Raw genomic sequence first — 12943 nt, 5'->3', positions numbered from 1 at the left:
CTTCGTTGTCGCACAGGTTTTAAACATACCATGACCCAGGATGAACTGAAAAAAGCCGTAGGCTGGGCTGCACTGAAATATGTGCAGCCGGGCACCGTTGTCGGCGTCGGCACCGGTTCCACCGCCGCGCACTTTATTGATGCGCTTGCCACCATGAAACATCAGATTGAAGGTGCGGTCTCCAGCTCGGAAGCCTCAACGTTAAAGCTAAAAGAGCTGGGCATTCCGGTTTTCGATCTTAATGAGATCGACGATCTGGCGATCTATGTTGATGGCGCGGATGAGATCAACCCGCAGATGCAGATGATCAAAGGCGGCGGTGCAGCCCTGACGCGCGAGAAAATCGTGGCGGCGGTTGCGGACAAGTTTATCTGTATCGCTGACGCATCTAAGGAAGTCGATGTGCTGGGAGGTTTCCCGCTGCCGGTTGAAGTTATCCCGATGGCGCGCGCTTACGTTGCCCGTGAACTGGTAAAGCTGGGCGGTCTGCCAGAGTACCGTCAGCACGTCGTCACCGATAACGGCAATATCATTCTCGATGTGCACAACCTGCGTATTCTCGATCCGGTTGCGATGGAGAAAACCATCAATGCGCTGCCAGGTGTTGTCACCGTGGGGCTTTTTGCTACGCGCGGTGCGGATATCGCCCTGATTGGCACGCCAGACGGCGTAAAAACCATCGAAAAATGATCTGTCCGGCGCGTCTGGCGCGCCGGTTATTTCCTGGCAGAAAACATCTTTTCTGACTACGGCTAAATTCGGTGACTTATGTCACATAACCGTTATCTGCAGCAAGTTCATCCTTTGTTCGTCCCTCAGCTCCCGATTTTCTGTGGCAATGTGCTGGGCTCAGGCTGCCCCGTGCTGCCAGCACCGCAAACGGTTGTCTTGCCGCAGGCGTAATTTTTGATATTTTGACAGAAGGCACGCTTATGGCGGCCATTGTTGAAATCACAATAGGGTCGGGGAAATGGCAAAGGTATCACTGGATAAAGACAAGATTAAGTTCCTGCTGGTGGAGGGCGTACATCAGAGTGCGCTTGAGAACCTGCGTGCGGCGGGTTATACCAATATCGAATTCCACAAAGGTGCGCTGGATGCCGACGCGCTGAAATCCTCCATTCGCGATGCGCACTTTATCGGCATCCGCTCCCGCACCCAACTGACCGAAGAGATCTTTGCCGCAGCCGAGAAACTGGTTGCCGTAGGCTGCTTCTGCATCGGCACCAATCAGGTTGACCTTAACGCGGCGGCCACGCGCGGCATTCCGGTCTTTAACGCCCCGTTCTCCAATACCCGTTCGGTTGCTGAGCTGGTCATCGGTGAGATGTTGCTGATGCTGCGCGGCATTCCTGAGGCGAACGCCAAAGCGCATCGCGGTATCTGGAACAAAAATGCCGTCGGCTCTTTTGAGGCACGCGGTAAAAAGCTGGGCATCGTGGGCTACGGCCATATCGGTATGCAGCTTGGCGTACTGGCTGAAAGCCTGGGTATGCACGTCTATTTCTATGACATCGAAAACAAGCTGCCGCTGGGCAACGCCACGCAGGTGCGTCATCTTGCCGATCTGCTCAATATGAGTGACGTCGTGAGCCTGCACGTGCCGGAAACCCCGTCCACTCAGGATATGATTGGTGCTCAGGAACTGGCGCAGATGAAGAAGGGCGCGCTGCTGATCAACGCCTCACGCGGCACCGTCGTTGAGATCCCGGCGCTGTGCGATGCGCTGGCGAGTAAACACCTGTCGGGTGCCGCAATCGACGTTTTCCCGGTGGAACCGGCGACCAATACCGATCCGTTCAATTCGCCGCTGTGTGAGTTTGATAACGTGATTTTGACGCCGCACATCGGTGGCTCTACCCAGGAAGCCCAGGAGAACATTGGTATTGAGGTGGCGGGCAAGCTGGCAAAATATTCTGACAACGGCTCCACGCTGTCGGCAGTCAACTTCCCGGAAGTGTCGCTACCGATGCATGGTGCCAGCGCCAGCCGCTTGCTGCACATTCATGAAAACCGTCCGGGCATTCTGACGGCGATTAACCAGATCTTCGCTGAGCAGGGTATCAACATTGCTGCACAGTTCCTGCAAACCTCACCGCTGATGGGCTACGTGGTTATCGATATTGATGCGCCGCAGGATCTGGCAGATAAAGCACTGCAGCTGATGAAAGCGATCCCGGGCACCATCCGCGCCCGTCTGCTCTACTAACTGAGCCCGAGATAATGATGTGCCGCCTGCTGCATCCGCGCAGGCGGTCACACTGTTCCGCACCTTAGCTTTTTCCGCTACTCCCACTGCCACAGGCGGGACGGTGTCAGCACCGCAGGTAAAGGCACATCCCATTCAGCCGCGGGCAGACGATCCACCTGCTGACAGTCGTGCGCCAGGCCAACCGGTAAAAAACCGTGCTGCCGCCAGTTCTGCAGGGTGCGGTCATAAAAGCCGCCGCCCATACCCAGTCGTTGTCCGGTTGCATCAAACGCCACCAGCGGCACCATCATCACATCCAGTCTGTCCAGCGTAATCATCTGGCGAATATCGAGCGGTGGTTCAGGGATACGTAGCTTGTTGAGCGCCAGTGGCGTGTCAGGTGTAAAGCGCAGGAAAAGGAGATGTCCTGAAGCGAAAGGGTGCAGCACGGGCAGATAGAGCTGCTTTTTCTGCTGCCAGAGCCTGGCAATCAGCGGGCGCGTGTTGAGTTCGCCATCCACTGAGAGAAACAGCGCAACATGCTCGGCGCTGGCAAGGGGAGCAAAATTAACCGCGTGTTCCGCCAGACGATCGGCGGCCTGTTCCTGCTGTTCCGACGTCAGGGCGCGGCGCAGATGGCGCACGTGCTGGCGAACAGAGTGTCGATCGAGAGGGGAGGGCTGGGACATAAGAACCCCGCAGACAAGTTGCTGTTTGAGCAACTATATCATTCAGTGCGGGGAAGAACAGATAGAAAAGGTAGAGAGATCTCCGAGATGCCGCCGCAGGCTGTAACCCTTGAACCCTTGGTTCAAGGTGAATGTGCCGTCGCAACCATCAGGCTTCTCGGACGGACCGAGCATGCTCACAGGTTACAGAGCGCCACACTCTGTTGGTATGAAATATCGGCTCAGGGGACTGGCCCGCTTGCAAACATCTCAGAGAAAATGGACTTCACCGTTACTGTATCACAGCAACCATAAAGTATTATTCGAACTTCGCACCTGGTCGGTCAGTTATGCGACCTTGCTCAACAAGAGCCTGTTCTATGGTCTGCTGCAGCATACGGATGCGTTGTTCCATATTAGCAGCATAATCGCGCGTTTTCACTTTCTCTTGTGCCAGCTCATGGCAGATGTTTAACGCGGCGATGAACACCAGTTGCTCGGTATTTGTGACTCTAGTGCGAACTTTTAAATCTTGCAACCGCTGATTGAGATCCTCGGCAGCCATATTCAGCGCATCTTGCTGTTCAGGCGGACAATTCACTCTCAATGAACGACCAAAAATTTGTATATCTACCGGTTGTGCAGACATGCCACCTTCCTGACTGTTTACTTCGCCCGCAGCTCCCTTTGCTGTCAATGCCCTGGGAGGCGGGCAACTATATAGACCCGCGAAATAAGTTACAACCCCTTTTCTGGAAACCTTGAGGCAGCTAGTGGTAGCATAACACGAACTTATTCTGCCAACGACGACGAATCCTTATGTCTTTACAGAACGCAACTCCCAATTACAATGCGCTGGCTTCGGCGCTCTCTCAGCAGGGCGTAGGGATGACCCCAGCAGAAATGCATGGCCTGATTAGCGGTATTCTGTGCGGCGGCAATCAGGACAACAGCTGGAAAACGCTGGTGCACGATCTCACCAACGAAGGTATGGCGTTTTCGCAAGGCCTGGCTCAGCCTCTTCAGGCACTGCACGAAAGCACAGCTAACACGCTGGAAGATGAAGGATTTATGTTTCAGCTTATGCTGCCAGATGACGAAGACATCACCGTTTTCGATCGTGCCGATGCGCTGGCAGGGTGGGTGAACCATTTTCTGCTCGGCCTGGGCGTGACGCAGCCTAAACTGGATAAAGTCACTGGCGAAACCGGCGAAGCAATTGACGATCTGCGCACTATTGCTCAGCTCGGCTACGACGAAGATGAAGATCAGGATGAGCTGGAGCAGTCGCTGGAAGAGGTGATTGAATATGTGCGCGTTGCGGCGCTGCTGTGCCATGACACCTTCAATCGCCCTCAGCCGACGGCTCCTGAAGTGAAAAAACCCACGCTACACTAAGCCCAGGTATCTCAGGGCGCGGACGTGCCCGTTTCTACAGGGAGTGCAAACATGATTTCTCTGGACACGTTCCAGCAGCGTCGTCAGGCGTTGCTGGCAAAAATGGCTCCGGGCAGCGCCGCGTTGATATTTGCCGCGCCGGAGGTGACCCGCAGTAATGACAGCGAGTACCCGTTTCGTCAGCACAGCGACTTCTGGTATTTCACCGGCTTTAATGAGCCGCAGGCGTTACTGGTGCTGATTAAAAGTGACGACACCCATAATCACAGCGTGTTATTCAACCGGGTACGCGACCTGACGGCAGAAATCTGGTTTGGACGTCGGCTGGGCCAGGATGCTGCGCCTGAAAAATTAGGCGTTGACCGCGCGCTACCCTGGGATACGGTTGGCGAGCAGCTGCACCTGCTGCTCAACGGACTTGATGTGATTTATCACGCGCAGGGTGAATATGCAGATACGGACAAGCTGGTCTTTGCTGCGCTCGATAAACTGCGCCGTGGCTTTCGCCAGAATCTCAACGCACCCGCGACGTTGACCGACTGGCGTCCCTGGGTGCATGAAATGCGTCTGTTTAAAGGGCCGGAAGAGATAGCGCTGCTGCGTCGTGCCGGAGAAATCAGCGCGCTGGCGCATACCCGTGCAATGGAAAGCTGCCGTCCCGGGCTGTTTGAATATCATCTGGAAGGGGAAATTCACTACGTCTTTAACCGTCATGGCGCGCGTTTTCCCTCCTACAACACCATTGTCGGTTCCGGCGAAAACGCCTGCATTCTGCACTACACCGAAAATGAGAGTGAGCTGCGCGACGGCGATCTGGTGCTGATCGATGCAGGGTGCGAATTTCATGGCTATGCCGGAGACATTACCCGTACCTTCCCGGTAAGCGGCAAGTTTACCGCACCGCAGCGTGCCATTTATGACATCGTGCTGGCTTCACTCTACCGGGCGCTGGCGCTGTTCCGTCCGGGCGTGAGTATTCGCGAGGTCAATGAGGACGTTGTGCGTATCATGGTCAGCGGGCTGGTCGATCTCGGCATCCTGCAGGGCGACGTGGACGCGTTAATTGCCGAAGAGGCGCATCGCGCGTTCTTTATGCACGGCCTGAGCCACTGGCTCGGGCTGGATGTGCACGATGTCGGTCATTACGGCACACCTTCACGCGACCGCCTGCTGGAGCCGGGCATGGTGTTGACCGTCGAACCCGGTCTCTATATTGCGCCTGATGCCGATGTGCCCGTGGAGTATCGCGGCATTGGTATCCGCATTGAAGATGACATCTTAATCACCGAAACGGGCAACGAAAATCTCACCGACAGCGTGGTAAAAGACGCAGAGGCTATCGAGGCGCTGATGGCAGCGGCGCGTCAGGCATGAGCATTATCATTGTCGGCGGCGGTATGACCGGCGCAACGCTTGCGCTGGCGATCTCCCATCTCACGCAAGGTCAGCTGCCGGTCACGCTCATCGAAAACAGTGCGCCCGATAGCCGCGTGCATCCAGGCTATGACAGCCGTGCTATCGCGCTGGCTGCCGGCACGCGCCAGCAGCTGATTGACATTAACCTCTGGCGCAGCATTGAAAAATGCGCCACGCCCATTACTGACATTCATGTTTCCGATCGCGGACATGCCGGTTTTGTCACGATGAGTGCGGCCTCCTGGCAAATCCCGGCGCTCGGTTATGTGGTTGAGCTTTTCGACGTGGGGCAGCGGCTGTTTGAGCGTCTGCAGCAGGCGCCGGGTGTGACGTTACGCTGTCCTGCGCGCGTGATGGATGCGCAGCGGAGGCAAGAGGGCGTGCAGGTCACGCTGGAGAATGGCGAGCAGCTGGAAGGCGCACTGCTGGTGGCCGCCGACGGGGCGCGCTCGCCGCTCGCCGCTTCGCTTGGCATTCAGTGGCAGCGCGAGGACTACCAACAGCTGGCGGTTATCGCTAACGTCTCTACCCAGCTACCTCATCAGGGCCGCGCTTTTGAGCGCTTTACCGAGCACGGCCCGCTGGCGCTGCTGCCAATGGCGGATAATCGTCTGTCGCTGGTCTGGTGCCATCCGCTGTCGGCACGTGAAGAGGTTGAACGCTGGAGCGACAATGAGTTTCTTACCCGGCTGCAGCGTGCGTTCGGCTGGCGGCTGGGACGCTTTACCCATACTGGCCAGCGTGAAAGCTACCCGCTGGCGCTGCAAAGCGCTACGCAGCAGGTTTCACACCGTCTGGCGCTGGTTGGCAATGCTGCACAAACGCTGCACCCGATCGCTGGACAAGGCTTCAACCTGGGGCTGCGCGACGTTATGTCACTGGCGGAAACGCTGGCGGCTGCGCACCGCCAGCAGCAGGATGTGGGGAGCTATGGCGTGCTGCACCACTACCAGCAGCGTCGCCAGCCTGACCGCGACGCGACGATTGGTATTACCGACGGGCTGGTGCGGCTGTTTGCGAATCGCTATGTGCCGCTTGTGGCAGGCCGCAATCTGGGGCTAATGGCAATGGATCATCTGCCGGGGCTGCGAAATCAACTGGCTGAGCGCACGCTTGGCTGGGTTAAGCGTTAACTAAGGGGCACCGATGCAAAGTTTTGATGTGGTTATCGCCGGTGGTGGCATGGTCGGACTGGCGGTTGCCTGCGGTTTACAGGGCAGTGGGCTACGTATCGCCGTGCTGGAAAAAACGGCGGAGCCGCACTTCGATGCCAGCGCTGCGCCATCGATTCGCGTTTCGGCGATCAATGCCGCCAGCGAACGGCTGCTGCAGAGGCTTGACGTCTGGTCAGATATTTTGTCACGCCGCGCCAGTGCCTATCACGGTATGGAAGTGTGGGATCGCGACAGCTTTGGCGCCATCCGCTTTGATGACGAACAGCAGGGGCTGACGCATCTGGGGCACATTGTCGAAAATCCGGCGATTCACAGCGCGCTATGGCAGCGTGCCAGCCGCTGTAGTGATGTAACGTTGATGGCACCCGCACAGCTTCAGCAGGTTGCATTCGGCGAAAACGAGGCGTTTGTAACGCTGCAAAACGGTGAGATGCTCACCGCACGCCTGCTGATTGCTGCCGACGGCGCAAACTCATGGCTGCGCAACAAAGCCGATATTCCCTTAACCTTCTGGGACTACGATCACCACGCGCTGGTCGCCAATATTCGTACCGAAAAACCGCATGAGGCGGTGGCGCGTCAGGTCTTTCACGGCGATGGCATTCTGGCCTTCCTGCCGATGCAGGATCCCCATCTTTGCTCTATCGTCTGGTCGCTGCCGCCGCAGGAAGCCAGCCGCCTGGAGAGTATGCCGCAGGCGCTGTTTAACCAGCAGCTGGCCGTTGCCTTTGATATGCGCCTCGGACTTTGCCAGCTGGAAAGTGAGCGCAAAGCTTTTCCACTGATGGCGCGTTACGCACGTAACTTTGCCGCGCACCGTCTGGCGCTGGTAGGCGATGCGGCGCATACCATCCATCCGCTGGCGGGGCAGGGCGTGAATCTGGGCTTTATGGACGCGGCAGAGCTGACAGGCGAAATCCGTCGTTTACACCAGCAGGGCAAAGATATTGGTCAGCACCTCTATCTGCGTCGCTATGAGCGCAGCCGCAAACACAGTGCGGCGCTGATGCTGGCCAGTATGCAGGGCTTCCGTGAGCTGTTCGCCGGCACTCACCCGGCGAAAAAGCTGCTGCGCGATCTGGGGCTGAAGCTGGCGGACACACTGCCCGGGGTCAAGCCAGCGATGCTGCGCCAGGCCATGGGACTGCACGACATGCCTGACTGGTTGCGTTAGCGCCATTCACTTTTCTTAGCCAGCCCTGAGCTGGCTTTTTTATGCCTGCCAGTCCGCTCTGCACTATGAAGGTGCGCTCCTGCCCCTTTAGCGCGCCTCGTTTGATTTATTCTAATTTTACGTCGCTATTCGCATTACTTTTATTTATGTCAATGGCGTTCGCTTCGAGCTGCTTATTAACATTCTGCGCGACCTTGCTCAATATTTTGCTGCTATTCGATGCTCTAATCCGATTTCGTGCGTAACAAATCACAAAATCGTAGTTATTTATGCTGTTTGCTTTGCCTGCACCGTAATGACCATGTTTCAATTCGACCCTGTACAGCTTATGGTTAAATCGCTTTTTCAGTGGTAACGTCAGGCAAAAGAGAACGTTTGCGCGGGTCGATACCACGGTTCGCGTTAGCCTGAAATTTACTCGCTTCGCAACAGGATGGTTATGACTCAGCAAACCCCTTTGTTTGAACAGCATCAGGCCTGCGGTGCCCGCATGGTGGACTTCCACGGCTGGATGATGCCGCTGCACTATGGCTCACAGATAGATGAGCACCATGCCGTGCGCCAGGATGCCGGAATGTTTGACGTGTCGCATATGACGATTGTTGATCTTCACGGGGCACAGACGCGCAATTTCCTGCGCCACCTGCTGGCCAATGATGTCGCCAGACTGACACAGCCGGGCAAAGCGCTTTACTCCGGCATGCTAAACGCCTCCGGTGGCGTCATTGACGATTTGATTGTTTACTTTATGACCGAGGACTTTTTCCGTCTCGTTGTTAACTCGGCAACGCGTGAAAAAGACCTGGCATGGATTGCTAAGCACGCCGAAGCGTTCGACGTCGCCCTGACGGAGCGCGACGATCTGGCGCTGATTGCCGTGCAGGGGCCGCAGGCGCAGCAAAAAGCGCAGACGCTATTTAGCGCCGAACAGCGCGAAGCGGTCGCCGGGATGAAGCCCTTTTTCGGCGTCGTGTCCGGTGAACTGTTTATCGCCAGCACCGGCTATACCGGCGAGGCGGGTTATGAGATTGCGCTGCCTGCCGCCGCCGCGGCTGATTTCTGGCAGCGTTTGCTGGCAGCAGGCGTTAAGCCTGCCGGCCTCGGCGCGCGCGACACGCTGCGTCTGGAAGCCGGAATGAACCTTTACGGTCAGGAGATGGATGAAGGTATTTCGCCGCTGGCGGCCAATATGGGCTGGACGGTGTGCTGGGAGCCTGCCGATCGTGACTTTATCGGGCGCGAGGCGCTGGAGGTGCAGCGTGAGAAAGGCACTGAAAAACTGGTTGGCCTGATCATGACCGAAAAAGGCGTGCTGCGTCACGGCCAGCCGGTTCGTTTCATCGACGCTAGCGATCAGTTGCAGCAGGGCATTATCACCAGCGGCTCGTTCTCGCCGACGCTTGGCTGCAGCATCGCGCTGGCTCGCGTTCCGGCAGGCATTGGCGACAGCGCTGTGGTTGAGATCCGCCAGCGTGAAATGCCGGTAAAAGTCACCAAACCTGTTTTTGTCCGCGGCGGTAAGCCGGTTCAGTAATTAAATGTCAGGAGAAAGGGCGATGAGCAATGTGCCAAATGAATTGAAATATCGTGACAGCCACGAGTGGGTGCGTAAGGAAGCTGACGGCACCTTGACCGTTGGCATCACCGAGCATGCGCAGGAGCTGTTAGGCGATATGGTGTTTGTTGACCTGCCTGAGGTGGGCAACAGCTATGCAGCTGGCGACGAGTGTGCGGTAGCAGAATCGGTAAAAGCGGCGTCTGATATTTATGCGCCCGTCAGCGGCGAGATTGTGGCCGTTAATGAGGCACTGGGCGATGCGCCAGAACTGGTGAACAGCGAACCTTATGCCACCGGCTGGCTGTTCCGAATCCAACCCAGCGACGAATCTGAACTCGATTCACTGCTGGACGCAGACGCTTACAAAGCGTCTATCGACGAATAAGCATGACGGCGGTCGGGGTTAACTGACCGCTTTAATTCCCTTGCTATCTCTCTATTCCAGCCCGATCCAGGATTGACTGCTAATGACCCAGACTTTGAGCCAGCTCGAACACCACGGTGCCTTTATTGAACGTCATATCGGCCCCTCTCCGGAACAACAGGCTTTGATGCTGAAAGCGATTGGTGCCAGCTCGCTGGATGCCCTGATCGGTTCCATCGTGCCTGCCGATATTCAGCTGCCTGGCCCGCCCGCGGTGGGTGATGCCGCCACCGAGCAGCAGGCGCTGGCTGAGCTGAAAGCGATTGCGGGCCAGAATCAGCGCTTTAAATCCTGGATTGGCATGGGCTACAGCGCCGTGGTGACGCCGCCGGTGATCCTGCGCAATATGCTGGAAAATCCGGGCTGGTATACCGCTTACACTCCTTATCAGCCGGAAGTGTCGCAGGGTCGCCTTGAAGCCCTGCTTAACTTCCAGCAGGTTACGCTGGATCTTACGGGCCTGGACGTAGCCTCTGCCTCGCTGCTGGATGAGGCGACGGCGGCAGCGGAAGCAATGGCAATGGCGAAGCGCGTCAGCAAACTTAAAAACGCGGATAAATTCTTTATTGCTGAAGATATTCATCCCCAGACGCTCGACGTCGTGCGTACCCGTGCGAAAACCTTTGGCTTCGAACTGATTATCGATCGTGCGGACAAAGTGCTGGAGCACGCTGACGTTTTCGGCGTACTGCTACAACAGGTAGGGACAACCGGTGAAGCCCATGACTTTAGTGCCCTGATCGCTGAACTCAAAAGCCGCAAAATTATCGTCAGCGTCGCAGCTGACTTTATGGCGCTGGTGCTGCTGGAAGCGCCCGGTAAACAGGGAGCGGATATTGTTTTCGGTTCGGCGCAGCGCTTTGGCGTACCCATGGGCTACGGCGGACCTCATGCTGCCTTCTTTGCCAGCCGCGACGAGCACAAGCGCTCAATGCCAGGACGTATCATTGGGGTTTCGCGCGATGCGGCGGGTCATACCGCACTGCGTATGGCGATGCAGACGCGCGAACAGCATATTCGCCGTGAAAAAGCGAACTCTAATATCTGTACTTCACAGGTACTGCTCGCCAATATCGCCGGACTCTATGCGGTTTATCACGGTCCGAAAGGACTGAAGCGCATCGCCTCGCGCATTCATCGCCTGACCACTATTCTGGCTGCCGGTCTGCAAAACGGCGGGCTGAAGCTGCGTCACCACAGCTGGTTCGATACCCTGACGGTCGAAGTCGCGGACAAGGGCGCCGTTCTGCATCGCGCACTGAGCTTTGGCGTCAACCTGCGCAGCGATATTCACAATGCGGTGGGCATTACGCTGGATGAAACCACGCGTCGTGAGGATCTGCAGACGCTGTTTGCTATCCTGCTGGGCGATGATCACGGTCAGGATATCGACACGCTGGATGCCAGCGCAGCGGCCGACAGCCAGGCGATCCCGGCGGCCCAGCAGCGGCAGAGTGAGATCCTGACGCATTCGGTCTTCAACCGCCATCACAGCGAAACGGAAATGATGCGTTATATGCATAGCCTGGAGAAGAAAGATCTGGCGCTGAATCAGGCGATGATCCCGCTTGGCTCCTGCACCATGAAACTCAACGCGGCAGCGGAGATGATCCCCATTACCTGGCCAGAATTCGCTGAGTTACATCCCTTCTGTCCGGCAGAACAGGCCTCCGGCTACCTGCAGATGATTGGCCAGCTGTCGCAGTGGCTGGTACAGCTGACCGGCTATGATGCGCTCTGCATGCAGCCAAACTCGGGTGCACAGGGGGAATATGCCGGGCTGCTGGCTATTCGCCGCTACCATGAAAGCCGCAACGAAGGTGCTCGTCACCTCTGCCTGATCCCCAGCTCCGCACACGGTACGAACCCGGCTTCGGCGCAGATGGCGGGCATGGAAGTGGTGGTGGTCGCCTGTGACAAGCAGGGCAACATCGATCTGGGCGATCTGCGCGAGAAAGCGGCGCAGGCGGGTGAGCAGCTCTCCTGTATCATGGTGACTTACCCGTCGACTCACGGTGTCTATGAAGAAACCATCCGCGAAGTGTGTCAGATCGTGCACCAGCACGGTGGCCAGGTCTATCTCGACGGCGCCAACATGAACGCACAGGTGGGGATTACCACGCCGGGCTACATTGGTGCAGACGTTTCACATCTCAATCTGCATAAAACCTTCTGTATTCCGCACGGCGGCGGCGGTCCGGGCATGGGGCCCATCGGCGTCAAAGCGCACCTTGCGCCGTTTGTGCCGGGCCATAGCGTGGTGCAGATTGATGGCGTACTGACGCAGCAGGGCGCGGTTTCTGCCGCGCCATTTGGCAGCGCCTCAATCCTGCCCATCAGCTGGATGTATATCCGGATGATGGGAGCCGAAGGACTGAAGCGCGCCAGTCAGGTCGCTATTCTTAACGCGAACTATATCGCCAGCCGCCTGCAGTCAGCCTTTCCGATTCTCTATGCCGGTCGCGATGGCCGCGTGGCGCACGAATGTATCCTCGATATTCGCCCGCTGAAAGAGCAGACCGGCATCAGCGAACTCGACATCGCCAAGCGGTTAATTGATTACGGTTTCCACGCCCCCACGATGTCGTTCCCGGTGGCAGGAACGTTAATGGTGGAGCCCACTGAATCTGAGAGCAAAATCGAGCTGGATCGCTTTATTGATGCGATGCTGGCTATCCGCATGGAGATCGATCGCGTTGCTGACGGTGAATGGCCAGCTGACGATAACCCGCTGGTGAACGCGCCACATACGCAGCGGGAAGTCGTGGGCGAGTGGGCGCACCCGTACAGCCGCGAGCTGGCGGTCTTCCCGGCGGGCAGCGACAATAAATACTGGCCAACGGTAAAACGTCTGGATGATGTATTTGGCGATCGCAATCTGTTTTGCTCCTGCGTGCCGATGAGCGATTACCAGTAAACATCCCACCAGATTGAAACAG

11 protein-coding genes and 1 other RNA gene are annotated in these 12943 nt (G+C 57.1%); 9 read left to right on the top strand and 3 right to left on the bottom strand.

All coding sequences use genetic code 11. From position 1 onward, the window contains the following. Positions 1-30: 30 nt before the first annotated feature. Positions 31-690, top strand: a complete 660-nt coding sequence (rpiA, locus tag HP564_RS13965) for a ribose-5-phosphate isomerase RpiA (RefSeq protein WP_371243988.1) — start codon at positions 31-33, stop codon at positions 688-690. A gap of 280 nt (positions 691-970) precedes the next feature. Continuing rightward, a complete protein-coding gene (gene serA, locus HP564_RS13960; protein WP_371243986.1) occupies positions 971-2209 on the top strand; it encodes a phosphoglycerate dehydrogenase in 1239 nt (412 codons plus the stop codon). A gap of 77 nt (positions 2210-2286) precedes the next feature. Here serA and HP564_RS13955 read toward each other — a convergent pair whose 3' ends face one another. The 3 genes from HP564_RS13955 to zapA all read right to left on the bottom strand — a co-directional run bounded on the left by HP564_RS13955 (position 2287) and on the right by zapA (position 3508). Beyond that, the gene (locus HP564_RS13955) at positions 2287-2880 is read right to left on the bottom strand and encodes a 5-formyltetrahydrofolate cyclo-ligase (RefSeq protein WP_371243984.1); all 594 of its coding nucleotides are present in this window, start codon (positions 2878-2880) and stop codon (positions 2287-2289) included. A 75-nt stretch (positions 2881-2955) separates the two neighbouring features. Next, positions 2956-3139, bottom strand: a non-coding RNA gene (ssrS, locus tag HP564_RS13950) — 6S RNA. A 39-nt stretch (positions 3140-3178) separates the two neighbouring features. Beyond that, positions 3179-3508, bottom strand: a complete 330-nt coding sequence (gene zapA / locus HP564_RS13945) for a cell division protein ZapA (RefSeq protein ID WP_371243982.1) — start codon at positions 3506-3508, stop codon at positions 3179-3181. Between the two features lie 170 nt (positions 3509-3678). On the opposite strand from zapA, the gene HP564_RS13940 reads away from it, so the two are divergent. The 7 genes from HP564_RS13940 to gcvP all read left to right on the top strand — a co-directional run bounded on the left by HP564_RS13940 (position 3679) and on the right by gcvP (position 12921). Continuing rightward, positions 3679-4257, top strand: coding sequence for a YecA family protein (locus tag HP564_RS13940; RefSeq protein ID WP_371243980.1), 579 nt, complete (start codon positions 3679-3681; stop codon positions 4255-4257). Between the two features lie 51 nt (positions 4258-4308). After that, on the top strand, positions 4309-5631 hold the full coding sequence (gene pepP, locus HP564_RS13935) for a Xaa-Pro aminopeptidase (protein ID WP_371243978.1): 1323 nt from the start codon (positions 4309-4311) through the stop codon (positions 5629-5631). Continuing rightward, complete coding sequence (ubiH, locus tag HP564_RS13930) at positions 5628-6806, top strand: 2-octaprenyl-6-methoxyphenyl hydroxylase (protein ID WP_371243977.1); 1179 nt, start codon at positions 5628-5630, stop codon at positions 6804-6806. Before pepP ends, ubiH begins: the two co-directional genes overlap by 4 nt. A 13-nt stretch (positions 6807-6819) precedes the next feature. Then, positions 6820-8022, top strand: a complete 1203-nt coding sequence (gene ubiI, locus HP564_RS13925; RefSeq protein ID WP_371243975.1) for an FAD-dependent 2-octaprenylphenol hydroxylase — start codon at positions 6820-6822, stop codon at positions 8020-8022. Positions 8023-8461: 439 nt separating this feature from the next. After that, the gene (gene gcvT / locus HP564_RS13920; RefSeq protein ID WP_371243974.1) at positions 8462-9556 is read left to right on the top strand and encodes a glycine cleavage system aminomethyltransferase GcvT; all 1095 of its coding nucleotides are present in this window, start codon (positions 8462-8464) and stop codon (positions 9554-9556) included. A 22-nt stretch (positions 9557-9578) separates the two neighbouring features. Further along, on the top strand, positions 9579-9965 hold the full coding sequence (gene gcvH / locus HP564_RS13915; protein WP_371243972.1) for a glycine cleavage system protein GcvH: 387 nt from the start codon (positions 9579-9581) through the stop codon (positions 9963-9965). Positions 9966-10047: 82 nt separating this feature from the next. Continuing rightward, positions 10048-12921, top strand: a complete 2874-nt coding sequence (gcvP, locus tag HP564_RS13910; protein ID WP_371243970.1) for an aminomethyl-transferring glycine dehydrogenase — start codon at positions 10048-10050, stop codon at positions 12919-12921. Positions 12922-12943: the final 22 nt, after the last annotated feature.

The organism is Pantoea sp. KPR_PJ (assembly GCF_041386365.1).
Classification (GTDB): domain Bacteria; phylum Pseudomonadota; class Gammaproteobacteria; order Enterobacterales; family Enterobacteriaceae; genus Pantoea.
This window is presented reverse-complemented; position numbering and strand designations above follow the sequence as displayed.

What these genes read in the sequence shown, in the direction of transcription:
- HP564_RS13955 (WP_371243984.1), bottom strand. Translation starts at nt 2,880, where the DNA reads ATGTCCCAGCCCTCCCCTCTCGATCGACACTCTGTTCGCCAGCACGTG.
- pepP (WP_371243978.1), top strand. Translation starts at nt 4,309, where the DNA reads ATGATTTCTCTGGACACGTTCCAGCAGCGTCGTCAGGCGTTGCTGGCA.
- serA (WP_371243986.1), top strand. Translation starts at nt 971, where the DNA reads ATGGCAAAGGTATCACTGGATAAAGACAAGATTAAGTTCCTGCTGGTG.
- zapA (WP_371243982.1), bottom strand. Translation starts at nt 3,508, where the DNA reads ATGTCTGCACAACCGGTAGATATACAAATTTTTGGTCGTTCATTGAGA.
- gcvH (WP_371243972.1), top strand. Translation starts at nt 9,579, where the DNA reads ATGAGCAATGTGCCAAATGAATTGAAATATCGTGACAGCCACGAGTGG.
- gcvP (WP_371243970.1), top strand. Translation starts at nt 10,048, where the DNA reads ATGACCCAGACTTTGAGCCAGCTCGAACACCACGGTGCCTTTATTGAA.
- ubiH (WP_371243977.1), top strand. Translation starts at nt 5,628, where the DNA reads ATGAGCATTATCATTGTCGGCGGCGGTATGACCGGCGCAACGCTTGCG.
- rpiA (WP_371243988.1), top strand. Translation starts at nt 31, where the DNA reads ATGACCCAGGATGAACTGAAAAAAGCCGTAGGCTGGGCTGCACTGAAA.
- HP564_RS13940 (WP_371243980.1), top strand. Translation starts at nt 3,679, where the DNA reads ATGTCTTTACAGAACGCAACTCCCAATTACAATGCGCTGGCTTCGGCG.
- ubiI (WP_371243975.1), top strand. Translation starts at nt 6,820, where the DNA reads ATGCAAAGTTTTGATGTGGTTATCGCCGGTGGTGGCATGGTCGGACTG.
- gcvT (WP_371243974.1), top strand. Translation starts at nt 8,462, where the DNA reads ATGACTCAGCAAACCCCTTTGTTTGAACAGCATCAGGCCTGCGGTGCC.